General features: G+C 44.8%; 31 protein-coding genes. 9 read left to right on the top strand and 22 right to left on the bottom strand.

Annotation, left to right across the window (positions count from 1 at the left end; all coding sequences use genetic code 11):
• Positions 1-7: 7 nt before the first annotated feature.
• From U5K72_14460 to U5K72_14370, 19 genes are all read right to left on the bottom strand, one after another.
• Complete coding sequence (locus tag U5K72_14460) at positions 8-313, bottom strand: transposase (GenBank protein MDZ7720016.1); 306 nt, start codon at positions 311-313, stop codon at positions 8-10.
• A 724-nt stretch (positions 314-1037) separates the two neighbouring features.
• Positions 1038-1283 (bottom strand): type II toxin-antitoxin system MqsA family antitoxin, encoded by a 246-nt coding sequence (locus tag U5K72_14455; GenBank protein ID MDZ7720015.1) that lies wholly within the window; start codon positions 1281-1283, stop codon positions 1038-1040.
• Positions 1280-1588, bottom strand: a complete 309-nt coding sequence (locus tag U5K72_14450) for a DUF4258 domain-containing protein (GenBank protein MDZ7720014.1) — start codon at positions 1586-1588, stop codon at positions 1280-1282. The genes U5K72_14455 and U5K72_14450 overlap by 4 nt, the downstream gene beginning before the upstream one ends.
• A 637-nt stretch (positions 1589-2225) precedes the next feature.
• Positions 2226-2552: a DUF5615 family PIN-like protein gene (locus tag U5K72_14445; GenBank protein ID MDZ7720013.1), complete on the bottom strand. Its 327-nt coding sequence runs from the start codon at positions 2550-2552 to the stop codon at positions 2226-2228.
• Complete coding sequence (locus U5K72_14440; protein ID MDZ7720012.1) at positions 2552-2824, bottom strand: DUF433 domain-containing protein; 273 nt, start codon at positions 2822-2824, stop codon at positions 2552-2554. Before U5K72_14440 ends, U5K72_14445 begins: the two co-directional genes overlap by 1 nt.
• Before the next feature lie 988 nt (positions 2825-3812).
• The gene (locus tag U5K72_14435; protein MDZ7720011.1) at positions 3813-4037 is read right to left on the bottom strand and encodes a type II toxin-antitoxin system MqsA family antitoxin; all 225 of its coding nucleotides are present in this window, start codon (positions 4035-4037) and stop codon (positions 3813-3815) included.
• A gap of 61 nt (positions 4038-4098) precedes the next feature.
• Positions 4099-4320, bottom strand: coding sequence for a DUF4258 domain-containing protein (locus tag U5K72_14430; GenBank protein ID MDZ7720010.1), 222 nt, complete (start codon positions 4318-4320; stop codon positions 4099-4101).
• Between the two features lie 3 nt (positions 4321-4323).
• Positions 4324-4614, bottom strand: a complete 291-nt coding sequence (locus U5K72_14425; GenBank protein ID MDZ7720009.1) for a hypothetical protein — start codon at positions 4612-4614, stop codon at positions 4324-4326.
• Positions 4615-4989: 375 nt separating this feature from the next.
• Entirely contained in the window at positions 4990-5529 is a 540-nt protein-coding gene (locus tag U5K72_14420; protein ID MDZ7720008.1) for a hypothetical protein, read from the bottom strand.
• Positions 5530-5546: 17 nt separating this feature from the next.
• On the bottom strand, positions 5547-5726 hold the full coding sequence (locus U5K72_14415; protein MDZ7720007.1) for a hypothetical protein: 180 nt from the start codon (positions 5724-5726) through the stop codon (positions 5547-5549).
• A 10-nt stretch (positions 5727-5736) separates the two neighbouring features.
• A complete protein-coding gene (locus tag U5K72_14410; protein ID MDZ7720006.1) occupies positions 5737-6030 on the bottom strand; it encodes a type II toxin-antitoxin system RelE/ParE family toxin in 294 nt (97 codons plus the stop codon).
• A 3-nt stretch (positions 6031-6033) separates the two neighbouring features.
• Positions 6034-6228, bottom strand: coding sequence for a hypothetical protein (locus U5K72_14405; GenBank protein ID MDZ7720005.1), 195 nt, complete (start codon positions 6226-6228; stop codon positions 6034-6036).
• 191 nt (positions 6229-6419) lie between these two features.
• Complete coding sequence (locus U5K72_14400; protein ID MDZ7720004.1) at positions 6420-8849, bottom strand: polysaccharide biosynthesis tyrosine autokinase; 2430 nt, start codon at positions 8847-8849, stop codon at positions 6420-6422.
• 752 nt (positions 8850-9601) lie between these two features.
• Positions 9602-10123, bottom strand: coding sequence for a UpxY family transcription antiterminator (locus U5K72_14395; protein ID MDZ7720003.1), 522 nt, complete (start codon positions 10121-10123; stop codon positions 9602-9604).
• Positions 10124-10458: 335 nt separating this feature from the next.
• Positions 10459-11553 (bottom strand): DegT/DnrJ/EryC1/StrS family aminotransferase, encoded by a 1095-nt coding sequence (locus tag U5K72_14390; GenBank protein MDZ7720002.1) that lies wholly within the window; start codon positions 11551-11553, stop codon positions 10459-10461.
• A gap of 222 nt (positions 11554-11775) precedes the next feature.
• Positions 11776-12042 carry a hypothetical protein gene (locus U5K72_14385; protein MDZ7720001.1) on the bottom strand — a complete coding sequence of 89 codons (267 nt, stop codon included), beginning with the start codon at positions 12040-12042 and terminating at the stop codon, positions 11776-11778.
• 617 nt (positions 12043-12659) lie between these two features.
• Positions 12660-12983, bottom strand: a complete 324-nt coding sequence (locus U5K72_14380) for a hypothetical protein (protein MDZ7720000.1) — start codon at positions 12981-12983, stop codon at positions 12660-12662.
• A 173-nt stretch (positions 12984-13156) separates the two neighbouring features.
• The gene (locus U5K72_14375) at positions 13157-13477 is read right to left on the bottom strand and encodes a Gfo/Idh/MocA family oxidoreductase (GenBank protein MDZ7719999.1); all 321 of its coding nucleotides are present in this window, start codon (positions 13475-13477) and stop codon (positions 13157-13159) included.
• Between the two features lie 686 nt (positions 13478-14163).
• Complete coding sequence (locus U5K72_14370; protein ID MDZ7719998.1) at positions 14164-15660, bottom strand: IS1182 family transposase; 1497 nt, start codon at positions 15658-15660, stop codon at positions 14164-14166.
• 165 nt (positions 15661-15825) lie between these two features.
• On the opposite strand from U5K72_14370, the gene U5K72_14365 reads away from it, so the two are divergent.
• The 4 genes from U5K72_14365 to U5K72_14350 all read left to right on the top strand — a co-directional run bounded on the left by U5K72_14365 (position 15826) and on the right by U5K72_14350 (position 18829).
• Positions 15826-16152 (top strand): hypothetical protein, encoded by a 327-nt coding sequence (locus tag U5K72_14365; protein ID MDZ7719997.1) that lies wholly within the window; start codon positions 15826-15828, stop codon positions 16150-16152.
• Positions 16153-16643: 491 nt separating this feature from the next.
• A complete protein-coding gene (locus tag U5K72_14360; protein MDZ7719996.1) occupies positions 16644-17408 on the top strand; it encodes an IS630 family transposase in 765 nt (254 codons plus the stop codon).
• On the top strand, positions 17395-17682 hold the full coding sequence (locus U5K72_14355) for a transposase (GenBank protein ID MDZ7719995.1): 288 nt from the start codon (positions 17395-17397) through the stop codon (positions 17680-17682). The genes U5K72_14360 and U5K72_14355 overlap by 14 nt, the downstream gene beginning before the upstream one ends.
• 106 nt (positions 17683-17788) lie before the next feature.
• Positions 17789-18829, top strand: coding sequence for an IS630 family transposase (locus U5K72_14350; protein MDZ7719994.1), 1041 nt, complete (start codon positions 17789-17791; stop codon positions 18827-18829).
• On the opposite strand, the gene U5K72_14345 is transcribed toward U5K72_14350, so the two are convergent.
• Positions 18826-19176 (bottom strand): transcription termination/antitermination NusG family protein, encoded by a 351-nt coding sequence (locus tag U5K72_14345; protein MDZ7719993.1) that lies wholly within the window; start codon positions 19174-19176, stop codon positions 18826-18828. The genes U5K72_14350 and U5K72_14345 overlap by 4 nt on opposite strands.
• Positions 19177-19932: 756 nt before the next feature.
• On the opposite strand from U5K72_14345, the gene U5K72_14340 reads away from it, so the two are divergent.
• The 5 genes from U5K72_14340 to U5K72_14320 all read left to right on the top strand — a co-directional run bounded on the left by U5K72_14340 (position 19933) and on the right by U5K72_14320 (position 23006).
• Positions 19933-20106 (top strand): hypothetical protein, encoded by a 174-nt coding sequence (locus U5K72_14340; GenBank protein ID MDZ7719992.1) that lies wholly within the window; start codon positions 19933-19935, stop codon positions 20104-20106.
• Between the two features lie 163 nt (positions 20107-20269).
• Entirely contained in the window at positions 20270-20788 is a 519-nt protein-coding gene (locus U5K72_14335) for a hypothetical protein (GenBank protein ID MDZ7719991.1), read from the top strand.
• 80 nt (positions 20789-20868) lie between these two features.
• The gene (locus U5K72_14330) at positions 20869-21045 is read left to right on the top strand and encodes a helix-turn-helix domain-containing protein (protein ID MDZ7719990.1); all 177 of its coding nucleotides are present in this window, start codon (positions 20869-20871) and stop codon (positions 21043-21045) included.
• A gap of 29 nt (positions 21046-21074) precedes the next feature.
• Positions 21075-21389: a winged helix-turn-helix domain-containing protein gene (locus U5K72_14325; protein ID MDZ7719989.1), complete on the top strand. Its 315-nt coding sequence runs from the start codon at positions 21075-21077 to the stop codon at positions 21387-21389.
• Positions 21390-21869: 480 nt separating this feature from the next.
• Positions 21870-23006, top strand: a complete 1137-nt coding sequence (locus tag U5K72_14320; protein MDZ7719988.1) for an IS110 family transposase — start codon at positions 21870-21872, stop codon at positions 23004-23006.
• 1077 nt (positions 23007-24083) lie between these two features.
• Here U5K72_14320 and U5K72_14315 read toward each other — a convergent pair.
• Positions 24084-24251 carry a hypothetical protein gene (locus tag U5K72_14315; GenBank protein MDZ7719987.1) on the bottom strand — a complete coding sequence of 56 codons (168 nt, stop codon included), beginning with the start codon at positions 24249-24251 and terminating at the stop codon, positions 24084-24086.
• Between the two features lie 506 nt (positions 24252-24757).
• A complete protein-coding gene (locus U5K72_14310; GenBank protein MDZ7719986.1) occupies positions 24758-25999 on the bottom strand; it encodes a glycosyltransferase in 1242 nt (413 codons plus the stop codon).
• Positions 26000-26267 lie beyond the last annotated feature (268 nt).

The raw sequence follows: 26267 nt of genomic DNA, 5'->3' as shown, positions 1-26267 counted from the left end.
TCAAAGATTATCCATTTGTCTTGCCGAAGATGCCAATGGCCTTTTTTAAAATATCGCGTTCCATGCGAAGCTCGGCATTCTCTGCTTTGATTCGCTGTAGTTCGGCTTGTTCAGCGGATAGCTTCTCCACACCCTTTCCTGGAAACGCATTCGGGGATCCCCCGCCATAGGCAGCTCTCCATTTGTAAATCAGGGCAGGACGTAATCCCAGCTCTGAGGCCAGTTCACTGATATTATCTCGTAGATAACTCTGTTGGATCACATCCAGTTTGTACTGCTTACTATAACTTTTTCGTGTTTTCTTTTTACCCATTACTTCTTTAATTATTTGAACACCACAATATACCTTAACTTAGTGTCCACTGAAATGTAGCAGGTTCAGATTGTCCAAGAGACAATCGATGATTCTCCCCTCCTTGTCCCCGGCACGTATTTTTGTGTCGGGGATAGGGAGGGGACTAAGGCTGACATTACCCATGTAATTTCAAATATGACTAATTTAGTCTATGTAAAGTATTGGTAATGATTGACTTAAAGCTGTTAGGTATATTTTCGAAAAATATCTGTTTATCATTTTAAAAATAGATTTGCAATACGCTTTTTGAAAGATGAATAATAGGTATTTCAACATCCATTCATTGCTGTTTTAGAGTTGATTTATTTTAGGGTCAGAACAACTCCGGCCTCGAAAGAATTGGCGGATTGAGGGAGCCTGAAGATCTGCGGAGACCTTTTATCATACCGGCTCTTAACGATGTTAACAAGCTATAAACGCGGTGGACCATTGATAAAAGGTAGCAGAGATTCAGTGACCGCCGCCAATTGTTTCACCGCCTTGAATTTTTGGTTCTTTTGTCTCGAAGCGTCAAAATGAACAAGGTGAACGTTACGGTTGATAGCCTATTATTATGAATGATATTCAACCTTTCCAATAAACCTTGATAAAGATATCATCTCAAAAATTGAGATTTTATGGGTAATGTCAGGGGACTAAGGGGTGGGTCCTCCCAAACCGTGAACGGTACAAAACAATACACTTATGCAGAAAGCGACATCACTTCCAGTTCTCGTTTTTGGGATTTTGCTTCATCCACAATTTTCTCAATTTTTTCGGCTTGCTGGTCATCGATCCACTCACTTCCGCAATGGGTACAAATCATAGCCGGTACATTACGCACAACCACCACACCGGAACCATAATCAACCGTAAATGTAGTTTTACCTTGTTCCATCTGGGAACCACAAGTGGCACAAAGATCTGTCTGTTTATCTTTTTTCATCATCTTCTGGTTTTAAAGTCTTCTTTGAAATGCCGGAGGTCTGGTTTATATGCAGTGATAATATAGCACCTATCTGCCTGCTTATCTAATGCCGCAACAACATGAAGTGGTTCATCATTCTTCAAATAATCAAACATTAGCACACTCGGAAATGGATGATCTGTTGAATAATGCTCAATTATTTTACCATTTATAAGTACTTTCTTTACATCACTTCTGGAAATATTTCGTTCCATCATTCTTTGCAACGCATGTCGCTTCCAAATAATACGGCCTTGTAGTGCGGCATTTGAAATGAATTTTTTCATTACGTAATGAGTATTTTTTTACTCGTCCTAAAGATTCACGGTAATAGAATCTTTTAGCGTAGTTGTCCTCCTTTGGCATCGCCATCCCTCCGGGGCGGAACGCCAGTCTGAAGCTCTACAGTCATCGAAGCCTCGGCGAAGTTGACCGCTTCTTTTTTGTTATGAATCAGCCAAAAACATTTTCCCGGCGGGCAAGACAAAACCGTATTCAACATCAGTACGTTGTGCCCGCCGTTTTAACCCCAGCCCTGTCATCCCGAACGAATGTGAGGCATCTCATCGATTCAGGTTCAAAGTTTAATGTTTCATGTTCAACCTTGAACGTTAAACCTTGAACTTTAGACATCAAACCCCTGCGCAGCCCCTCGCAGTGGGTTTAAGGTTTCAGGTCTAAGGTTTAAAGTTCTGGGGTTTTTGAATTGTGGATTGTGGATAAACATTATTTAGTTACTTGCTTATTGTCAATTGCATACTGTTAACCGTTTGTCAACTGCTGCGCGCTTTTCGCAGTCCCGACCCTTCGGGGCCAATTGCCTACTGTCAACTGTTTGCTGATACCTGATTGCTGATAAATCATATTTTGTCAACTGTTTATTGTCAACTGTGTACTGTTGTAGTCAACCTTGAACCTTAAACATTAGACGTTGAACCCATGCGCAGCATCCATAGAAAACCAAAGTTTCATCGTCCTTCTCAGAAGCATTCCAATCGGTATTTGGTCGGATACAATCATTCCGTAGTGTGTGCGATTGTTTTTTGAATAATGATCGTGAAGTTTTATAAAATCCACTTTATTATGGGTAAAAAGAACTCTCTTCCCAGCTATTGCAAAACTCAATTGATCCTGATCAGAATTCCCTTTATTGCCGCTCTTTTGCGTAGTTAAAACATCCACTCCCCGGTTAGCCAAAGCCTCCGAAAATGATAAAGGAACGTCTTCATCAAGATATAATCTGACTCGCATTATTGAATATGAGTACTGATTAAGTTTTCCTCTTTTTCATTTTCGATTTCTCTATCAATTTCATCCGCATTCTCGTGATAATACGACAATACATCATAGATCTGTGCCAAGGAAAGATGTGGAAATTCCCGGGCCAGCTCTTCCGGGGAATATCCCAATTTATAATAAGCTGCAATATTTATAACTCGGGTTCGGGTTCCTGTAACGACAGGTTTTCCCCGCGCAACATTCTCATCTTTCATGATATATGGATGAACAGTGTCAGTGGCCATAACTCTTTTATTTTTTTGAAATAATACCTGCTTCTATGATAACAAATAAATTCAAAAATATATTGGGTAAAAATAATTGAGTTTTGATAAAAACTTCTCACCAAGTCAGGGGTTTAAGGTTTCAAGTCTAAAGTTTAAAGTTCTGTATTTGTCAACCTTGAACGTTAAACCTTAGACATTAAACCCCTGCGCAGCCCCTCGAAAATATTCATCATTATCAATTTACGTTTCCCGCCTCGGGGCATCTGGGTTTGGGGTGTCTTTTTCCCACGGCTACAAAACGACGCTGTGCTTGTTTTTTGCCGCGGGCTATTCACTTTACACCCCCTTCAGGGTTGGATTGCCCGGGCAATCCATGATTCTCCCCTCCTTGTGCCGTTCTTTTTCGGCATAGGGAGGGGACCAAGGGCTGACATTACCCATGTAATTTCAAATATGACTAATTTAGTCTATGTAAAGTATTGGTAATGATTGACTTAAAGCTGTTAGGTATATTTTCGAAAAATATCTGTTTATCATTTTAAAAATAGATTTGCAATACGCTTTTTGAAAGAAGAATAATAGGTGCTTCAACATCTATTCATTGCCGTTTTAGAGTTGATTTATTTTAGGGTCAGAACAACTCCGGCCTCGAAAGAATTGGCGGATTGAGGGAGCCTGAAGATCTGCGGAGACCTTTTATCATACCGGCTCTTAACGATGTTAACAAGCTATAAACGCGGTGGACCATTGATAAAAGGTAGCAGAGATTCAGTGACCGCCGCCAATTCTTTCACCGCCTTGAATTTTTGGTTCTTTTGTTTCAAGACAAAATGAACAAGGTGAACGTTACGGTTGATAGCCTATTATTATGAATGATATTCAACCTTTCCAATAAACCTTGATAAAGATATCATCTCAAAAATTGAGATTTTATGGGTAATGTCAGGGACCAAGGGGTGGGTCCTCCCAACCCGGCGGGTAGGACGAAACCAACGAAACTCGGTGTTCACGCAGCATACTGCAGGATTTCAACTTCCGGATTGTTCTCTGTAGCTTTTTCTGCAATCCGCAAAACAGATTCTGCAACCTCATCACTCAAATAATACTCACCACAGTTGTCACAAACCTGGGCTGGTACACTTTTGATAATGATGATACTGGATCCGCGCTGAAGGGTTACCGTAACCAAACCTTCGCTGGTCGTTCCGTTTTTACAAATTACACAGTTCATTTTCTCCTCCGTTTTTTGAAATCAGAATCCCAAATCTCAAGATCAGGTTCATAAGCAGTTATTAAAATACATCTTTTTCATTTTCATCATACGCAACAACAATATGGATAGGCCTCTCACCGACAAAACCAAGTAATAATTTACTGGGTAAAGGCCGGTCATCGGGATATGTTTCAATTTCTTCACCTGTATCTATAACGATCTCCACATCTGGTTTTTTTATAGTACGCGCAAACATCTGTGTAATCGCATGTTCGCTGTATATAATCTCTTTACATTTCATTCATCATATAACGTTACTCGTTCCCAAGGCCCCTTCAGAACGCCAGCCTGAAGCTCTCATATTTTCCCAGCCCAACCCGGCGGGCAAGACAAAACCGTATTCAACATCAGTACGCCGTGCCCGCCGATTCAAACCACTCATTTTGTCATTCAGAACGGAGACGAGCCACTGCGAGCCGTAGTGAAGAATCTCATTGTTTCCGGCAACAACCCTATCAACGTTCCTTGTAGTCTCTGTCCCACGGCTGCAAAACGTTGCTTCGCTTGTTTTTTGCCGTGGGCTACTGACTGACACCCCTTCGGGGTTTGGATTGCCCAAGGGCAATCAATATACAAAATCTCAAATCTCAAATCTCAAATCTCAAATCTCAAATCTCAATCCTCAATCCTCAATCCTCAATCCTCAATCCTCAATCCTCAATCCTCAATCCTCAATCCTCAATCCTCAATCCTTGAACTCATGATCAACGAAGACTTCCTGATCTACAAAGCCTTTGTATAGTGGATGGCGTAGTTGAGGCTATTGATTTTATACCCCTTCGGAGTAGGATTGCCCAAGGGCAATCATTCATACTGTCAATCCCTGAATTGACAATTTGTTACTTGTCCTTATTGCCAACTGTCTTACTGCCTACTGTTAATTGTCAACTGCTTACTGCCTACTCCACCTCTAATTCTGCAGCCGGTCTATCAACAATATTGTAGTTGTGGTTACCGAAAGAACCGGTCCTAACACACGCAGATAGTCTGTAAGTCCCGGGCGGCGTTTGACCTGCAAACTTACAATTTGGTCATTCTGAAGCCTGTAGTTCCTGAGCTCTGCCGGATAGGGATCGCTGTATCGAAATTCGTAACTCTGAACGGTCCTCCCTCTTTCAGGATGATATGTAGAGATACTAAGCTCAAGCCGAAGCTTACTCCAGTCGAGTGCCACTTCCTGCCCGCCGCCAGACATTCTCGTCTGCGGCCCCCTCGCATACGAAATCAATTCATGAGGTTTGGTTCCACGCGGAATGATATACCGACCTGCTGAACTGATATCCCCCCAAACGGTTACTGTATCCGCCAACTGTCCCGGTTCGGCAATTCGCACAAATCCCTCCGCCATTTGGAACATCGCCCGGCCTAAATTTTGAGACTGAACAGTTTCGGTTTTAAAAGAAAAAATGAGAAGAGAGATGAAGAGGATGGATAGGAAATTCTTTTGCATGATGCAGGGTTCAGGATTCAAGATGCAGGTTTCAGGTGAAGGTTTGTGGTTGGGGTTTGGGGTTTGTGGTTTGTGACAACTGGTTGCTGATTGCTGATTGCTGATTGCTGATTGCTGATTGCTGATTGCTGATAAATGTTATTTGATACTTGTTTATTGTCAACTGTTAACTTTCTTTTGTCCTCTTCTTCAGCCATTTGGATTCTTTCATATTTCCCCAAACTGCTTTGATGAATGAAAAACAGTTATAATTTCAATTGGATCTGTTTCTGTTTCCGGCAGATAATAAACTATGCGATAATTTCTGTATAAAATTTCCCGGATGTTGTGATCGTATATGTCCGGAACCATTCGGCCAATCTGAGGGAAATTTTCTAATTGTTTAACCCTGGATTGTATTTCATCAACAATAATTTCTGTAAAGTCAGGAGCAACTTTTAAAAAATAATCTTCAATCGCCTCCAGATCTTTTTCTGCCTGAGGTGTCCAGACGACTTGCATACGTTATTTTTTTCGGCTTTCCCTTCGCTGGCGAAAGTGTTCTTCGATCTGAGCTTGTGTTTTGCCCCCTTTTTCTCTTAATCCTTTCTGAATTTTATGTAAAAATACCAGTCTCTCTATTCCTTCCTCAATGGTTGCATCCTCTGGCAGCTCATCAATAGCCTTTAGCATCCGTTTTTTGTTGATCGTCAATTCCATAAAAAATGGGTTTAGAGTATTGAATTGTAAAAATGTAAGGAAAAATATTTCAAAAAAATATCTTCCTTCCTGGTATTAACCCAAATTATTCACGAAAAAGTATGTGCCGTTTTTTTCGGGTTCAGAGTTCTGGTTGCGGATTGCGGATTGCGGATAAATGTTATTTTGTTTTCTATTTTTTTGTCAACTGTTTAACTGCAACTGACAAAATCTAACTCTTTTCCTGGTATTCTTCGTAGGCTTTGTAGCTGTTGTAGTAAGGAGTATTTCCCCGAATAGTAGTAGTCGGCGCTTTCTTTATGATCAAAAGCGGTAATGACCGTTCCGGCAATGTTTGCCCGAATCCGCTCCAGGTTTTCAATGGTATGGTTCAGCTCGTTGGTTTGCGTGATATTGAACTTTGAAATCAAAACAACCGTATCAGCCTGTTTTAATACAGGGGCCGCATCTGTTATCACGCCAAACGGGGGCGTATCTATAATCACGTGATCGTACATACCGTGAACCGTTTCAAGGAGCTTTTTCATCTTTTTACTCTGCATCACAGCCGAAGGGTTTGGAATTTTACGGCCGGCTGTTAGAACGTCCACGCCGGGCGCAACGGTAGCGCGTATGGCATTTTCAAGTTTCTCGTCGTCGTAGAAGAGTTCTCCAACACCGGGTTCTCTGTCTTCCCCCGTAAATTTATGCACATTGGGCCTTCGCAGGTCGCAGTCAATCACCAATACTTTTTTACCCGATTCTGCAAGCGTCACCGCAAGATTGATGGCGATCGTGGTTTTACCCTCTCCCTTCTTTGAACTCGTAATAACAATAGTATTAAATGTCTGGTCCGGGTCGGAGTAGATAATGTTATTATGCAGCCTTCTGTATGATTCCGCTATCGGGTTAATCGTATCAATAATAGCCGTCCAGGAGGTGGATATTTTCCGGTTTTCAAGAGTTATAAATTGTTTTTTACTGAACCGTTCAGAAACATGTTCTTTGATGTCGGGGATAACAGCCAGCAGCGGGTATCCCATTTTTCGAATTTTTTCCGTCCCGTCTATCCTGTGATTCAGGTTTTCACGTACAAACACAAAACCCACACTCAACATACCACCCAAAAGAAAACCGATCATAATGTACCGGGTTCGGTTTGGCCCCGAGGGTGCATCGGGTACAATGCCGTAATCCAGCGGCCGGCCGGCTCCAAATTGTGTTTGTTTCCAGAGCTGCGTCTGTGTAAAATTCTCCGAAATTGTAGTGTAGAGCCGCTCATTCACCTGGTTGTCTCTGCGAAGTCGGGCAAGATCAATCATATTTTCGGGAAGATTATCGAAAAACTCATTCTCCTCTTCCAGTCGCTCGTTCAGAACGTTTTCTTTGGCATTCAGTTGAGATTCCTGAATTCTCAGCTCAATCAGTTGCTGTCTCAGATCAATGATACGGTTTGTAATTCCGCCGTCTTCACTGTTTAAAAATCCGATAAACACATCCGATTCGTCCCCAATCAGTTCAGCGGCAAGCTGGTTGATATCATTTTTTAGTGCTTTAATCTCTTCGTTAAGCTGCACAAGCTGCGGTTCCTGTTCAGGATTATTACGCAGAGCCGGGTTTCGCTGTAATATCAGGTCTCTCTCCGTTTCCAGTTCGGCAAGGCGGAACTGTCTTCGCTCCATCGTTGAGCTCACATTGTCGGCAAACTGCTCTGCAAGCCCGGGCCGAATCTGATCCAACTGATTTTCATAGGCGTCAATGGATGAGTTTATAGAAACCCTTTCTACCTGCACCTGCTGAAGCTGCGATTCAAGTTCAGCTATGCGGTTAATTACAGCGTTAGTCTGTCCGTCCACCTCAATCAGGTTGGTTCGGCTCATATACTCTCTCAAATTTTCTTCAGAGTTTTCCAGCTGCTGTTTCGCTTCCTGCTGTTCCTCCTCCAGGAAATCTAATGCCGAGTTTGCGGCCATTCGCCGCTGATTTGCTGATACTTCAGTATAGGTATCGAGTGTAGTATTTACCAGGTATTCCGCCTCATGGGGTGAGATACTGTTATAGCTAACCCGGATAATATCTGTATCCATATCCACCCGCTGAACCTGCATCCTGTTTTGAATTCGCCGCGTAAGTACTTCCCGGCCTACCATCGTGGAATCTTCCGGGTAAGAGTACCAGGTAATTGGGAACTGCTCGCCGGTAACCATTGTTTCTTCCTCGAGAACTTTACGGGCTATTTCACCGGCCAGCCTCCTGGATTTAAAAACCTGTATTTCGTTCACAAGCCGGCTTCCCGATCCCACGCCAAAGGAGTTGGAAACAATGCTCGAGATATCCGAGTTTCTGTATGTATATGTATTTCTCTGCTCCTCAATGACAATTGTACCGCTGCTGGTATAAACAGGATCGAGTGAACGTGCATAAAAAAAGGCGACAGCAGTACAAACAAATGTTATTGAAATGACCCACCATTTATAACGAATGGCAGTGGCAATCAGATGCTTCAGATCGATCTCTTCTTTTTCTTGCGTGCTGTTTGGAATGTTCTCTCCTGAATAATGTTCAGCACCGTTATACGGCCGGCCGTTTTTGGACGCGTTCCCATTGGAAGCGTATGGATTGTCAAGATTCTCTTCGTTCATCAAAATTACGTGTTAGAATACTTGATATTTTTTAGATAACCTGTCTGATTTGTTAGAGAGGGCTTTGCAGAAGCAATCATTTGTTTTCGACTTCATTCATCGCACCTCATCATTGTCCCGTAAGGGATTCCAATGGGGCGCTCAAACTGACGTTCTATTAAAGTCGATCCGGTATTTCAAAGCCCTCTTAGAGCAATAAAACCAGATGGATTGAATAACTAAAATAAGATAATCACATTGAAAGAAAAACTTCTCACAATTAAATTTTCTTCTGATTTCTATGTGATTTAACGCCGTGACGTTAATAAATGTAAACCTGATCACTTATGTAAGAACGAAAACATTAAATATTTTGTGATTTCGTGTTTTTGTGGTTACCTGCCGGACATAGTTTTTTAAAGGTTGTAACACTATCTGGCAGTATCAATCTTCTTTTGAGGGAACAGAAACGAAAACACATTTCGACTTACCGACGGTTTTGGGTTATCTTCAATGTATCGTATTCATCGTTTAAACGTCATTACATCGAACTCAGTTTAAAAGTACGTGTTTAGCGACCTGAGAGTGTCCCGACAAGCCTGTCGGGATCAAGCTCTGTCCGGTTCTCTGTACGCACTAAACAGGTACGGTTAAAAATTCAAACATGACAGACTCAACCGGATACGGCTTCGCCAGCCTGAGTCCCATTTCAACTCAAAAATAAGAAGTATTAAATGGGTATTCTCAACCGTTAAATTCGTTCAAAAAATGTATCAGACTGCCTGTAAAAGTCTTTGATCTACCGTGAACGTAAGATTACTATGCAAAGAATCTAAACGAAGCTTGGCCTTACCGCCCTTCACTCTAACAATGGTGCCATCCAGGTCAACCAGTTCTCCACCTTTAATGGTTACCCAGTCACCGGGCTGAAATGGTTCTAAAGAAAGATCCACAACATCAGGATGTCCGGTTATCTTTTTCATGGTGTCAATCTCATCCTGCCGAATTTTTGCTGGTTTGCCCTTCCAGCAGACTGTTCGAAATATCGATGGATCGTTTAAAATTTGTATGCGGGATTTTTCATTAACATTTGCAAAAAGGTATCCCGGAATAAGTGGTTTCTTCACGGTTTTCCACCTGTCGCTCCATCGTACTCGCTGTTCACGGATCGGACAATAGATTTCATAATGATCTTTCAGACGAGCAGAAGCTTTCTTTTCGTGCCTGGGTTTTACATAAAAAGCATACCAGGCTTTATCTCTATTGGAATGAACAGAGGCAGATCCTTTCTTCATGATAAATCAACGAATCCTAAAAATTTTACCAATTTTGCCTTCTTACAAATGTTGAGCTTTCTTTATTACCTGTTTCTCTTTGCAGATGATATTCAAACTTATCTATTTCTAAACAGGTTCACAATTCATTTCAATTTCTGATTATTGCATAAAGAAAGTTTGAAATTTTTTTGTTCCCCTGGTTTTAAAAATAGGTGCATCTTTAAAGTTCGGCAGGAAACAGTATTCCATATATCAGTAACCTGAGACTACCTCCCCTGACCCCTCTCCCACTTACAAAGGAGGGGAACTCAATAATCCAAATTTAGCAATCGAACTCAGGTCAGTAACTATTTTCATATTGAATTAATGAGCTGAGCTGCAATTTTGTTTTGTTCACTATTTGTCAAAAAAGGATGCATCGGTAGGCTCAGTACTTCTTTAGATGCTTTTTCAGATTCAGGAAAATCACCGTATTCATATCCCAAATGCTCAAACACAGGTTGCTCATGAAAACAAGTCGGGTAGTATACACCGGTTGGGATGCCGGAATCTTTAAGATTTTTTCGAATGTACTCACGTTGATCCGGTTTGACCCGAATGGTGTATTGTGCATAGACATGGGTATTGCCTTCTGTTACATTGGGGGTCACTACGGTGTCATTTAAAAGTTCACTATACCGGGCACCGTTTTTAGCACGTGCTTTTACCTCTTTTTCGAACTCCGGCCATTTACCCAGGATGACGGCGGCCTGCAGGGAATCGAATCGTCCGTTGGTTCCCACATGGGTATGGTGGTGGCGTTTTGAACCGCCGTGCGTTCGGATGGCACGGATAGTATCGGCGAGATCATTGTCATCTGTAAATAGGGCACCGCCGTCGCCGTAGCAACCCAGCGGTTTTGCCGGGAAAAAGGAGGTGCTGCCAATCAATGAGGCTCCGCAGCTTCGTGTTCCGTTTCGAGACGCTCCAAAACTCTGGGCGCCGTCTTCAATCACGGCAATGTTGTTTTTCTCCGCAATGCTGTTGATGGCTTCCATGTCGGGCATCTGCCCAAACAGGCTGATCGGGATAATCGCTTTGGTGTTTTCTGTAATTGCCTCTTCCAGTTTGGAGGCATCCATATTAAATGTGTCGTACTCAATATCCACAAATACGGGAGTAGCCCCCACCAGCATGATCACCTCCGCCGAACTGATCCACGAAAACGGAACGGTAATCACCTCATCCCCCGGCCCAATACCCAGCGCGCGCAGAGCAATCTCGAGGGAGTGGGTTCCGCTCGAAGTGGTGATACAATGGTTCACCCCCACAAAATCCGCAAGCGTGGTTTCCAGCTCCTCCACCTCCGGCCCCATGATATACTGACCATGCTCCAGAACCTTCTGCATCCGAGAATCAATCTCGTCTTTGTAGCGTTGGTATTGAGTCTTAAGATCTATGAATTCCATATTTGATCGTAATTAAAAGTTCGACTGGTAAACCGCGGAGGACGCGAAGGAACGCTGAGCCTCCCCTCCTTGCGGCGTGCTTTTCGCCGGAGGGAGGGGCCCGGGGGTGGGTCCTTCAGTTTGTGTTTTCAAATCAATAAATACCATATCTATTAACCGCTGTGGCCGCCGAGCAACACTAAGTTTTTCTCTGCGCAACCCTGCGTTCTCTGCGGTTACCTTTTATTCTTTAAATTCGTTATAAGATTTTGCGCCTTTCGCCAACTCCTCCGGCAGCGGCTCCTCCTCATCCAGGTCCAGGCATCGCAACACTTTACTTTCATCTTGTATCCTGCCACCTGTATCCTGCTGTGTGCTTTCCACAGTCCCGACACCTCGGGGCATCTTGCATCCTGATACATCCAGTAACTGGTACCGAAACTCCGACTTGGGACAGACCAGGTTTCCATCTGAATCCTTCTTCGAAAGAACATGCCCATGCCGGCTCATCCACCCTTTTTGCTTTCCCGGGATTACCGAGAATCAACGCATAATCGGGAACATCTTTAGTTACCACCGCCCCAGCCCCGATAAAACAATATCTGCCGAGGGTGATACCCGGTGTAATTGTTGCATTGGCTCCGACAGTAGCACCTCGCCTGAACAGCGTTTTTTCGTACAGCGAATGGCGGTTCACCTGGCTTCGCGGGTTGGTAACATTGGTCAGTACACAACTCGGCCCTAGAAAAACTTCATCTTCCAGTTCGCATCCAGTGTAGATGGATACATTGTTTTGCACTTTTACTCGATTACCGATCTTCACATCATTAGCCACAAACACATTTTGCCCGAAAACACAATCACTGCCAATATTGACATTTTTAGAAATATGACAGAAATGCCAGATTTTTTGTCCCGCTTCCCAATAGAAACCGGCTCGTCGATGTAAGCAGATTTGTGGATACTAACTTTGCTCATATTTTAGATTTGTATTTACACATTCAATCAAAGCTCATCTATAGCAATAAACACAGAAATATCAAAGAAACTCAATTAAACGAATGATTTAAAAAACTAATCAACTCTTCATTTTCTCAATACTCGGATGAACCAATCCTTCCGGTTTTTCATGTCAGATCCTTCGTTCTTAAACGATGAACCAGTTCAATTGAAGGCCTTGCATCTTCAATTCCAAATCCATTTCCTTTCAGGGTTTCTTCATAAACACTGGTGTGCAGATCTGTAAATCCACCGCTGAACTCAATATCCTTTCCATCTACAGTAATGGAACGGTACGTTCTCTGGGATGAATCGGCATTAGTAGGAATATCCTCTGGTTCCAATGAGAAAAACCATTCCACATCTGCATTTGGTAGCTCAAGAAATCCTCCCATTCGGTTGTCTTCTCGTATATAGAGTTCAGTCGCTTGCGGCTTGCCAAATAACCACATCAGCAAGATCAAAAAAGTGAATCCCAATATTAGTCCCAATGTCCACCGGACTTCTCATGTCTCCTTTCCATGAATAGTGGTACCACAGACCTCGCGAAGTAATATAGGTCAAGCCTGACCTTATGACGTTTTCATTGCTTTTCCAGCTTCTATTTTCTCTTTTAACTGTACAATTAGAAGGATGTACACGTAAGTTGTAGAATCGTCCATACCCGTTGTCCGTATTCCTCTTCCAGATCTTGAAGCACATCAAGATTCCAAGGATTTAATACGAGTGGTTTTTCGCAGATGGCATCTGCACCAACACGCAATGCAAGTCTTATATGAGCATCATGTAAAAAATTGGGGGAACAGATACTCATATAGTCAATCGCTTTTCCGTTCTTTTCACGCCGTATTTTTTCTAAGTGTCTGTCAAACCGTTCAACTTCTGTAAAAAAACTTGCCCGTGGAAAGTAGCTATCAATAATTCCCACAGAATCATGTGGATCCACAGCCGCAACCAGTCTGATTTCCCGTGTCTTTTATAGCTTTGAGATGTCGTGGAGCGATATATCCGGCTAAACCGGTTAATGCAAAGTTTTTCATGATTTCTTATTAATAATTTACTTTCATGATGAATATATTAATTAGAATACACAGGAGATAACCTAAATAAACTGTTTTATTGTTAAGTCAATTGATCTATGATAATAATATCCGCAGCCGTTACCCAACTATTGAAGAACCAACCCGGGGTCAATACACAAAAGTCTACTTTTTTAGGTTTCAGACTCATTCGGGTATTTCCAAATTCAATATTCCTCAAACCTGCAAGCACTGGTTCGCTATACCGAAATTTATAGGATTGAGCACCAGGGAGAAATGCCTTTTTTAAAGATCATTCAAGTTAAAACATTAAGCTTCTTCGTAACAAATGGGCGTTGGTTTTTGCCTAAATATAAAGATGAAACGTTTATAGAGGTTTCCTTACAGATTTCTTGTGGTTCGCAGAAGTTGGGTTTTGGTTTCAGACATGTTGAATACCGTCATTCTGAATTTTGCCTTGGGCATCCCGTGGGGAATTCAGAACCGTGTCCGTCAGCTGTGTCTGTTGCACAACACTGGGTTGAATTTTTGCTGATTTCCATGATGGGTTGCCATACTTATGAATGTGTCAGGCCCAGGACCGGTTTTCCTGTTAAAAAACTCCACAGGGCATTCTTGTGAAGGTTACAAGCCCCAAAAGGTCGAAAACAGACCTCACCATCGAACAGGCCCCGCCCTGTGGTGATTTGCCCGCTTGTTTGAGCCATTTCCTCAAATTAAAGGCCGCCGAGGCCATCATCACGTGCTTGGTGGCGGCCGCTTTGCCACGCGCGAAGGTTTTTCTCATGGCATTGTGATGGACAAGAGTGCCAAAAACCGGCTCCACAATCCCCTTTCGTTTGGCCAGCATCCATCGGCCTTTATCGGTTTGCAAGCGTGCGTCCATGCGATCATAGAACTCTTTTCCGCTGCTGTGATAAAGGGTTTTGTAGGTTTTTTCACCCGACAGGCAGTCCCCACGTAACGGACAATCTGCGCAATCGCCCACACGCGAGGTATAGGCTCGGTTGATGTATTTCCCGTGGCTTTTTCTCAATCCCTGAAAGGATAGTTCCGCCCCCTGCGAGCAGCGGTAACTATCGCTGAGCGGATCGTAGAGGAAGCCTTCCCGCTCTGCTTTATATCCTGAAGGATTATTCATGTACGGAATAATCCCGGCGGCTTCACAAACCCGGAGGCTATGATGGGTATTGTATTTGGAATCTGCCAGTACTTCGCTCAGCTGCAGATCGTAGGGGGCTAAATTCGCAAGACTCTGATTAAGCAGGTCCGGCAGGCTTTCGTGATCATTCAAATCGGCGTAATCGGCCAGGGCTGCTACAATCACCCCTTGGGCGGCATCCACGCTAATCTGCCCGTGATAATACATCTCGGTGGGCTTGTTGGGCTTACGGGCGATTCGGGCATCCGGGTCGCTGGTCGAACGGTGAGTTTTATTGGAACGTGTGCGTTTGACGGGGTTGTCCGGGGCTGGAATATCTACTGGGGTTAAGCAGCCGGAGGGCGAGGGCTGTTCCGTCCTCTTTTGTGAGGGAATATCTGTGGCCTCCTCTTGGTCAGAATTCTCTTCGACCACCTGCCGGCAATATTCGCTGGCGTCACTCATAATCACATCCCGGCTCATCGAGTCCACACTGGCATTGGCTTTGATCAGGGCGCTGTCGACCGCCTGACGTTTGCCGCTCACCATACCGGCATCCACACATAAGCCCAGCACCTGGCCAAATACATCCAAAAAAAGCGACTCCCCAAACAAGGCCCGGGTTCGCGAGAGGGTACTATGGACCGGCAGAGCCTCGTCAATGTCATAGCCTAAAAACCACCGGCACCCCAGCGAATCCGAGCAGAACCGGCACAGCGCACGGTCTCCGGCGATGTTATTGAGATAGCCGATCAGACACATCTTGAAAAAGACAACCGGATCAATGCTCTGCTGGCCGTCTTTGCCGTAATAGGTCCGGGTGCGCCTGTATAAAAACCGCAGATTCAGAGCTTGATCGATTCGGCGGTACATATGATCGGCCGGAACGGCATCTTCCAGAGAAAACTGGTAAAAGAGTTTAGAGGTACGTTGTTTTTTTCCTTGCATGGATTAAGATATGAAAAAGGGTAAACTAAATCTATCTATATTACTGTTATTATTTAAGATATGATTATTTTTTCCGCTCTGTAAATCATGCATAAAAAATAAAAACTCAACACAATTAATTCAGATCTGCGTTGTGCAACAGACACTGCTGACTGATCTCCGAACGTGCCAGGGATTCCCTGCCGTTGGTGCCGGCCGTCCCTGAACAACAAGTGGAGATCCCGCATCGGGTTGCGGGATGACGTTGGAGTGGTTTTGTGTTTTACTCGTTCCGAAGGTCTTCCTTCGGTTCGCCAGCCTGAAGCTCTTCTTCTTTTGGTAATTGCCACAGATACCCGTCAGAACGCTCTAAGCGGTCAGACGGGTAAAAAAGCCATATCCGGCGGGCGAGACAAAACCGGATTCAATGTCAAAACGTTGTGCCCGCCGAATCCAACCCCCGCCCCTGTCATCCCGAACGAATATGAGGGAGCTCATCGTTTAGGGCGATGACCCTGTCAACGTTCGTCTTTATTGTCCCTCGAATTCATTCCTCATTTCCAATTTACGTTTCCCGCCTCGGGGCATCTGGATTTTAGTGTCTAACCCCGGGTTGCGGCCTCGCTTCAGAGCTATGCTCTTCATGCGGCCTCCAACCGGGGCTACTGTCTGCCACCCCTTCGGGGTTGGATTGCCCGAGGGCAATCTTTCCCTGTATCCTGAACCTCGTACAGCTTCGCTTCCCTCAGTCCCATTGCTGAGCTTCACGATCTAAGTTTTCAACCTTAGATCTTGAACCTTACGGTCACGATACAAGATTCAAGACAGATCTCCTCACTGTGAATGTCATATTACTATGCAGCGACTCAAGCAAAACACAGGCCCGATCTCCTTTTATATGTACAACTACACCGTTCATGTCCCGCAGTTCGCCTGATTCGATTTTATTAACTCGGCGGTAAAATATTCATAATTATGATGTGGGAAAGTGGTATATTTTGGGTATGGAAAACCAAGATTTAAGAACCTTAACAGAAGCCGAGCGTACGGTGTTGCGCAAGCGCGGGATCCGCATGATAAAACAGGGGATCAAAAAAGGCGAAGTGGCCCAATTGCTTGGCGTCAACAAAAACACGGTCAGCAACTGGTGGAAAAGTTACACTGCCCGGGGAACCGCTGGATTAACCGAAAAAAAGCGAGGCGCCCCCTCTGAAGCAAAAAAACTACTAAGTGCCTCTCAGGAAAAAACTATTCAGAAGATGCTGATTGATACCATGCCCGATCAGCTTAAGCTGGACTACGCCTTATGGACACGCAAAGCCGTCCAGGAGCTGGTAAAGCGTGAATTTAATATTTCGCTGGCCATTAACACGATGGGCGATTATTTAAGAAAATGGGGATTTACTCCCCAAAAGCCGGCCAAACGAGCCTATGAGCAACGCCCGGCCGAAGTCAAACAGTGGTTGGACAACACCTACCCGGCCATCAAAAAGCAAGCTCAGCGGGAGGATGCCGAGATCCACTGGGCCGATGAAACGGGGGTGCGCAATAGCTGCCAGCATGGGCGCTCATACGCCCCCAAAGGTCAAACACCGGTCCGAAAGAGCATGGCCAAACGATTGTCGGTTAATATGATCTCTACGGTCACCAATCAGGGCAAAGTTCAATTCATGATCTATTCAGATACGATGAATTCAGAGCGGTTTATTGAATTTTTAGCAACAACTGATCAAAACCAACTCCAGGAAACTCTATGTGATTGCCGATAATCTGCGGGTTCACCACAGCCGCCCGGTCACCGAATGGGTGCAGGCTCATGAAGACCAAATTGCCCTATTCTTTTTACCGGCTTACTCCCCGGAAAAAAATCCCGATGAATATTTAAACTGTGACCTCAAACAGGGTATGTCTCAAACTCCGGCTCCCAAAGACAAGCCAACGTTAACCGAAAATCTACGCTCTTATATGAGTATGTTGGCCCAAACGCCCCAACGCATTAAGAAATATTTTAAACATCCCGAAATCCAATATGCAGCTGATTAATTATAGGTATTTACCCGTCGGGTTAATAACACGGTCACTAGTGTAGCTACCGTTAAATAAGTTAAGTAAAATATTTACTGATTCCGTATCTTGAGAAGAAAAACCGATGGCTAAACGTACGACAATCACGGTCTCAGATAAGGTTAAAGGCCAACTCATTACCTACGCACGATCTCATAAGATAGAACGGCGCCTGAGCCTGCGCGCTCAGATTATTTTAGACTGGCTCGGTGGATTGACCTATAAAGAATCCAGCAAAAAGAATCGGATCAGTGAACCTTCCATTGCCAAATGGCGCAAGCGGTTTGAACGGGATGGACTCGCAGGGTTGGTCGATGCCCAGCGCCCCGGCACACCATCGATCTTTACGGAGGCAGACCGCAACCGGGTGATCCACCTGGCCTGCCAGCGCACCGAAAGCCGAACGCCGCGCTACAGCCAACACCAGATTGCCGAAATGTGCCAGATGAGCCAGAGCTGGGTTTCACAGATCCTGCGAGAGGCTGACCTCAAGCCACACAAAACCGACTATTGGTGTGGGAAAAGCCCGGATCCGGAATTTGAATCCAAGATGATTGATATTGTTGGTCTGTATCTGAATCCCCCTGAACACGCATTGGTGCTATCGGTAGATGAGAAAACCCAGATTCAGGCCCTGGATCGTACCCAGCCGGAGCTGCCTTTACGGACAGGGAACCCTCGCAGGCTTACCACTACGTACAAACGCAATGGTACCGTAAACCTGATGGCCGCTCTTGCCGTGCACACAGGAGAAATCACCGCACGGCAGATCGACCGCAACAACTCCGAAAATTTTCTGAAATTTCTCAAACACCTGGACCGCAAATACCGCAATGTTCAGATCCATATTATTTTGGATAATTTGTCAATCCACAAAAACAAGGCTGTCAAGGAGTGGCTGGCTAAAAAAAGAAAATTTCACCTTCATTTTACCCCCACCTACTCCTCGTGGCTCAATCAGATTGAAATCTGGTTTAGCATTATGAGCCGGAAAATACTCAAAGATGGAGTTTGGCATTCCAAAAAAGATCTGGTCGATCAGTTGATGAGCTACATTAGGGAGTATAACGAAACCGGCGCCAAACCGTTCAACTGGACCTATGGTGAAGAATACTTAACGAATTAAGTGGTAGTTACACTAGGTGAGATTTGTTCTAATTGAATATCCTCCACATCCGGGTGGCCGATAACTCGTTTGACTGTTTCAATCTCTTCTTCCCTTATCACCGCCGGCTTTCCTTTCCAGCAGACAGTTCGAACTATGGAGTGGTCGTTCAAGACTGTGAATCGTTCATGCTCTGTCACCCGCGCAAACAGGTACCCGGGAATGTACGGCTTGGTAACGGTTTTCCAGCGGTCGCTCCAGCGCACACGCTCCTCTTTCAGGGGACAAAAGATTTCAAAATCATGCTGCTCGTCCAGTCGTGCGGAGGCTTTTTTTCGTGTCGGGGTTTCAGTTAGAAGGCGTACCAATGTCCGTTTGGCCCTTCTGATAAATCTGATTTTTGGGAAAAGGAGTTTCCTGGTAAATCTGTGTTCATGATGCGCCTAATATTCAATGATAACAACTGCCGGCCCTTTCAATTCTCAGGCAGTCCCGACTCCCTGTATCTTGGAATTCCTGGTAATGATGATCAATGGTTTCTTATATCAGAGTAAAAAAGTAGACGAATAAACAAACGGGGTCAAGGTCAATCATGAGTTTTAGTTCGTTGAGCTTTTTTCAATTTCGATTTAATGGCGCCTGTAAATTTATTATCAATTATCACATCCAACTGGTTTTAATTCCTCTCACCTCTTAAGAATTGCAGAATGGATGGGGGTTTGGTTGAAGGTTTGTGGTTTTGTCAATCAACCAAAACTTTAAACTTTAGAAGTTGAACCTTGTCCCGGCGGGCGGGTCGAAACGGTGTTTAATATCAGCACGTTGTGCCCGCCGTTGTTACCATCCCGCACTTGTCATCCTGAGCCACTAATTTTGCCCAAAAAGTCGGGCAACACTATTTAAAAGGTGACAGAAAGTTGATATCATCCGATATATAAAAAGCAGCTTACCCTTGCACTTAGTAGATCTTCCATTAGTGTTATCCATACCTGATCCTGAGCCTTACTCTGCACCTTGAGTCTTTTGCTTTGGTGGTCCTTCGGGAACCCCGGCCGGTAGTTTTTACTACTTCTCAGTGCAGGCCTGGGTGAGACTGCCCATTTATCAATCCTAATGAAAAACCCATGAAAATAACAAAAATCCGGAACCATACCGCTGGTATCGATATCGGCAGTGAACATATATTTATTGGCCTTGAGGATGATTCGGTCCATCAATTTGGCACATTTACCTGTGAATTTCGTGTCGCCATCGAGCTGCTCACCTTCGCTATGTGCCCGGCCGCAAGAGTGATGTAGCGGATTGCCAGTGGCTTCAGCAGCTTCACAGCTACGGGCTGCTGGCTAATAGTTTCCTTCCCGATCCGGCCATTAAAGCCTTGAGGGCGTACCTGCGGCTGCGCGAACGTTACATCAGTGAATCGGCCAAAGCCGTTCTGCACATGCAAAAAACCTGACGCTGATGAATATCCGCCTTCACCAGGTGATTTCCCAGGTCCATGGAGCCAGCGGCATGCGAGTGCTACGGGCGATTCTGGATGGGGAGCGGGATCCTGAAGCACTGGTTGCTCTTTGTGATAAACGAATTCAGACTAACAAACACGATCAGGTGGTTGCCTCCCTGGAGGGACACTACCGCCCGGAGTATCTGTATGAGCTGGCCGATGCGATCGATTGCTATGAGTTCTACCAGGGCAAATTATACGAGTGTGACCAGCAGATCGACGGGGAGTTAACCCAGTTGGCCGACCGACAACCCATTCCGAACGAGTACGGAAAAGCCAAACCGATTCGCCACCATAAACCCGCTATCAACCAGCTTCACCAGAAAATGGTTCGAGGCGGCCGCGGAATCAATGTGAACGAATTGCCGGGGATTACCGATTATTCAGCGCTTCGCCTGATGGGTGAAATCGGAGTGGATTTGTCCCCATTCCCAAAGGAAGGTCATTTTATTAACCCGGCGATAAAATATTCATAATTATGATGGGAAAAAGTGGTATATTTTGGGTATGGAAAACCAAGATTTAAGAACCTTAACCAAAGCCGAGCGCACCGGTTTTGCGCAAGCGCGGGATCCGCATGATTAAACAGGGGATCAAAAAAGGCGACGTAGCCCAACTGCTTGGTGTCAACAAGAATACGGTCAGCAACTGGTGGAAAAGTTACACTGCCCGGGGAACCGCCGGGTTGACCGAAAAAAAGCGAGGCGCCCCCTCTGAAGCGAAAAACTACTAAGTGCTTCTCAGGAAAAAGCTATTCAGAAGATGCTGATCGATACGATGCCCGATCAGCTTAAGCTGGACTACGCTTTATGGACTCGTAAAGCCGTTCAGGAGCTGGTAAAGCGTGAATTTGATGTTTCGCTGGCGATTAACACGATGGGCGATTATTTGAGAAAATGGGGATTTACTCCCCAAAAGCCGGCCAAACGAGCCTATGAGCAACGCCCGGCCGAAGTCAAACAGTGGTTGGACAACACCTACCCGGCCATCAGAAAGCAAGCTCAGCGGGAGGATGCCGAGATCCACTGGGCCGATGAAACGGGGGTGCGCAATAGCTGCCAGCATCCAGCTGGCTGAAACTGGCTCCCGGCAAGAAACAATCCGACAAACATATCCGGAAACATAAATACAAATCTGCTCCGCGGGCTGCTGAGATTTTTAAACAAGCCGCGCAAAGCCTGCTGGAAAGTAAAAACCACGCCCTTGGCGCCTTTGGCCGCCGGATACGCGCACGGCGAGGCCCTGGCGTTGCAGTCAAAGCGGTTGCCCGCAAACTGGCTATTCTCTATTACCGGGCGATGACCCAGGGAATGGATTACGTGGAACAAGGTATCGAGGCCTATGAAAAACAGTACCAGGAGCGGCGATTGCATATGCTGCACAAACATGCGTCACAGCTTGGATATGGCTTAGTCGAACTCAATGAATGAAACTGTCACCGGTAGTGAAGCTGAGTGTTTTTCGAGGCGGAACCGAGGTATTATGTTTAAATCATTGTTGCCTTTGGCTAAACTAAAGGCTCCCCAAGTACCCTAAAACCAAACTTAAGGAGCCCTTATGAAAAATATACAAGCATCAAATTACGAAATCTACGATACATATTGTATAGGTATCGACGTGCACAAGCCATCCTGGAAACTGGCCATTCGGTTTAACGGACAGGAATTACGCAGGCTCAGCATGGATCCGTCTGCTGAGCAGTTGCGGCATTTTGTCAACAGACACTATGGGCAAGGGCGGTTTGTGACGGTATATGAGGCGGGATTTACTGGTTTTTCGACCCATCGCGATCTGACCGATCAGGGATTTGAAAATCTGGTGATCCATCCGGCTGATGTGCCAACGACCGACAAGGAAAAGCGCCGCAAGACCGATAAGGTGGACTGTCGCAAACTGGCGCGGTTTTTGGAGGAGTATTGCCGCAATCCGGACCCGTATACCGAAAGCCGGATTACCCCGGTCTGGGTCCCTCCGGCCGGGGCAGAAGCGTTACGCGATGTGTTCCGGCTTCGCGATCAGCTGGTAAACGAGCAAACCCGGATGAAAAACCGCATCTGGTCCTTTTTAGACAAATGGGGAATGACGGTGCCTGCTGCTGATGAATTACCCCGCTGGTCGCGGCGGTTTGTGGAGTATTTGCGCTCCCTGGAATTCGATCAACCGGCAGCCCGGCTCGTGCTGGATCAGCATCTGGAACGACTGGCCACCCTCGGCCAGCAGCTGTTGCAGGTCAACCGGTTGTTGCGTGAGCAATGCAAGGCTCATGGTATATGGGAAGTGATTGAGGCGTTGCGTTCACGCTTTCGGGGCGTGGGATGGATCACTGCGATTGGCTATTGTTGTGAACTGATGGACATTCATCGTTTTGCCAACGGCGACCGGCTGAGCAGTTATCTGGGCTTGGTCCCGGATGTGCACGGCAGCGGGGACTATGAGCAGTACAAAGGAGTAACCAGCCGATGCAACCAGCGACTGCGGCGCTTGCTGATTGAGGCGGCATGGGTGGCGGCTCGCCAGGATGAGGAGCTGCATAGCTGTTGGCGAGGGTACATCCGCCGGATGTCCAAACAAAAAGCAATTATTCGCATTGCCCGAAAACTGGCTTTGCGGATGCGAAAAGTATGGATAGAGTTGGATCCGTTGCCGCCGAACACTCAGCAGCAACTCCACAAAACCAATAATCACGTTCTTTGATTACCCATCTGCAACGTTCAATTCGGGGCGGCAGTTCGAGATCCCTGCGCGACGGCCCTCGGCCGTACCGTTCATGCTATCTGGAGGTTCTGTCCGCCCCACTTTATCCTGAACTGAAAGAAACCTTGCAGCTTGAAGGCCACCCCGATGAGGGGGCAGCAAGATTGTTTATAACAGATTGTCAGATGGCAAAGAAAAGAACCGAAAAACAAAGGTAATTCTCTACAACAAAAACCATGTAAAAACCGGGCATGACCGAACAGGTAAAAACCAATAGAACCTGGGTAGATAAGGTATGTCCTTTAAAGGGAGGCTTTAGTAAAAAACTTGCGATTTAACATAACAGGGATCTCCGCGATTCAGGGAAGAACCCTGTCAACGTCTATCAATGCAGCCCCTCTATGGGTTTAAGGTTTCAAGTCTACGGTTTAAAGTTCTATTTCAACCTTGAACATTAAACATTAGACTTTGACCAATGCGAAGCCCCCCGAATCCATTCATCATTACCAATTCGCGCCTATCGACTCGGGGCATCTGGGTTTGGGAACTGTTCAACCCACGGCTGCAAACACATCGCAACGCTCGTGTTTTTTGCCATGGGCTATTGATTTTGTACCCCTTCGGGGTTGGATTGCCCATGGGCAATCATTCATACTGTCAATCCCTGGATTGACAATTTGTTACTTGTTTATTGTCAACTGAATCATTAGCAAACTATAAAGTACTGTCATAGAAGATAATAGTGGCAGATTTAACTTTTTTGAAGTCATGATCGGCTGTTATCAAGGGGATTTCTAAACTTTTGGCTGTGGCCATAATCACCGTATCCGGAAGTTTCATCTTATATTTTCTTCTGATAGCAATTGCTTTATTCTTTATATCTGTATTTAAATTGATAATTGTACATTTTTTAAGAAAATCTTTGGTAACAGACAGCTCTCTTTTATTGAATCCTTCATATCCTAACAATTCTATTTCTGTAATTATAGATATAATCAGATTTCGTTCTTCAAGAAGCGGTAAAATCGTATCATCTCCATTTAAAAATAAAGGATGATATTCGTATCAAGAAGCAAACTACTTCCACTCATCCCGCCACTTTCTTTGGAGTTCAACAGGATCTTTTTTCAAAGAAATGACTCCGCAATATTTTCGAAGATTATTTTTTTTTGATGCCTTTGTGAGCTTTTCATATTTCTGCTTAACAGATTCTTCAGAGGCACCTTTTTTAATAGTTGTTACCATAATTCCAATAATTTAGTCAAACGTGATTTTTAAAGGTTCTATAATATACAAAATATGATTTACCACTTATTCTGATTTATACAAATTTGCTGGTTCCGGGTTTTAGAATGCAAGATCCAGATTTCAGATTTTGTCAAACTGCTCACTGTATTTGACAAACCTTGAACCTTAAACATTAGACTTTGAACCAATGCGAAGCCCCTCGAATTCATTTATCATTACCAATTCACGTTTATCGCCTCGGGGCATCTGGGTTTGGGGGCGTCTCTGTCCCCCGAGTTGCGGACTCTATTCAGAGCAGCGCTCTTCATGTGTCCTCCACCCGGGGCTATTGATTTTACACCCCTTCGGGGTTGGTTTGCCCATGGGTAATCAATGGATCTCCCCTCCTTGTGCCGTTCTTTTTCGGCATAGGGAGGGGACCAAGGGGTGGGTCCTCACAGTCCGGTGTCCCTGGATTGACACTGTCTGTATCCTGAAACTTGTGCCTTGTGTCTTGTACCCTGCTACTTGTTCTTCTCTTCAATCCATCGGCTCATGAACTTGGTGCTGTTCATAGTGTGATGTCTTAACATAGCGCCGATAAAATTTTGCCGGCGATGGCCATCCAGGTTTTGACGAAGCTCTTTGATTCTTTTGAGTAGAAAGGTGTCAAATTTTTTCAGATCAAACCGATCTTTGAGTAATTCATATCCGGTTTTTTGTGATCTCTCCCAGAACTCTTTGTTCTGGTAAAGTTGAACAGCCGCATTTGCGAACTGTTCGGGATCATTGCTGATAACGCCGTTCCATTTACATCCAAGTTCGATTCCCTCCGATCCGATGGATGTTGTCACACTCGGTGTACCACTCAATGCAGCATCCACTAATTTTCCTTTTAAACCAGCACCAAATCTCAATGGTGCTACTAATACCCTGGCTTTGCTGACAACAGACAACGCATCATTCGCCCGGCCTTTAATCAAAAATCCATCATCCGAATTACTCAGTTGAAATACTTTTTTGGATGGATATGAGCCGTAAAGATACAATTTGGCTTCCGGTAACTGCTTTCGGATCAAAGGCCAGATCTCCTCTTTCATCCAAAGAACGGCATTCCAGTTCGGTTCATGTTTAAAATTCCCGATCGACACAAACCCGTTCCGATCTTCAAAGCCGGGGGTATCTTTCGGAATTGGGTCCGAGTCGAAATCCAATAAATAGGGTAAGTAAAAAAGAAGATCCTCATCTATTTGAAAAATCTCTTTCAGAATTTTCATCTCTGCATCAGATATGATCAGTGAGAGATCGCATCTTAACATACTGGCGATCTCTCTTTTTGCAGTATCTTCAAGCAACAGATCCTGTATGTTGAATTCGTGTTCCTTTTTGAATGCATTTTGACGAGCAATTCGTAAACTGTGCAGATCTATCGTATCAAGAATTCGAACGGCATCCGGGCAATTTTCAGCCACTCTCCAGCCGAACTGTTCCTCAATCATAAAGCGATCAAACAGAACTATATCCGGATTTAACTCCCGAACGAACTCATCAAATGATGAATCATTCATTTTAATCGGTTCTTCTCGCACGCCGATCTCCTCAAGAGCAAATGAATACTCACTTTTCGAGGCAGAACTGGAAAAGGTAATCTGCCAGCCATCATCAAGAAAGAGCTGAATTAACTGAACCATTCGGCTGCCGGCCGCCGAGGATTTTGGCTCCGGCCAAACTTTGCCGATGATTAATAGTTTTAGATTATTTGGCATGATTTAACTTTTTCTTGATATGTACAACGGGCAGCTTGCCCGTTACTGATTAACTCAAATCTACGGATGCGTGTGAAACAGGATGCCTGAATATCGTTCAAAAACCCAACCACCCGTTTTGCCACACCAACAAATTGTGGTGCCGGACAAGCTGTCCGGCGTACAACGGGCAGCTTGCCCGTTACTGATTAACTCAAATCTACGGATGCGTGTGAATCAGAACACCTGAATATCGTTCAAAAAACAAAACCTCCCGGTCTTCGCCCTA

The sequence above is a fragment of the Balneolaceae bacterium genome, assembly GCA_034521495.1.
Taxonomy (GTDB): Bacteria; Bacteroidota; Rhodothermia; order Balneolales; family Balneolaceae; genus Rhodohalobacter.
Note: the sequence above shows the minus strand (reverse complement) of the source record. Positions and strands in the feature narration are given on the sequence as shown.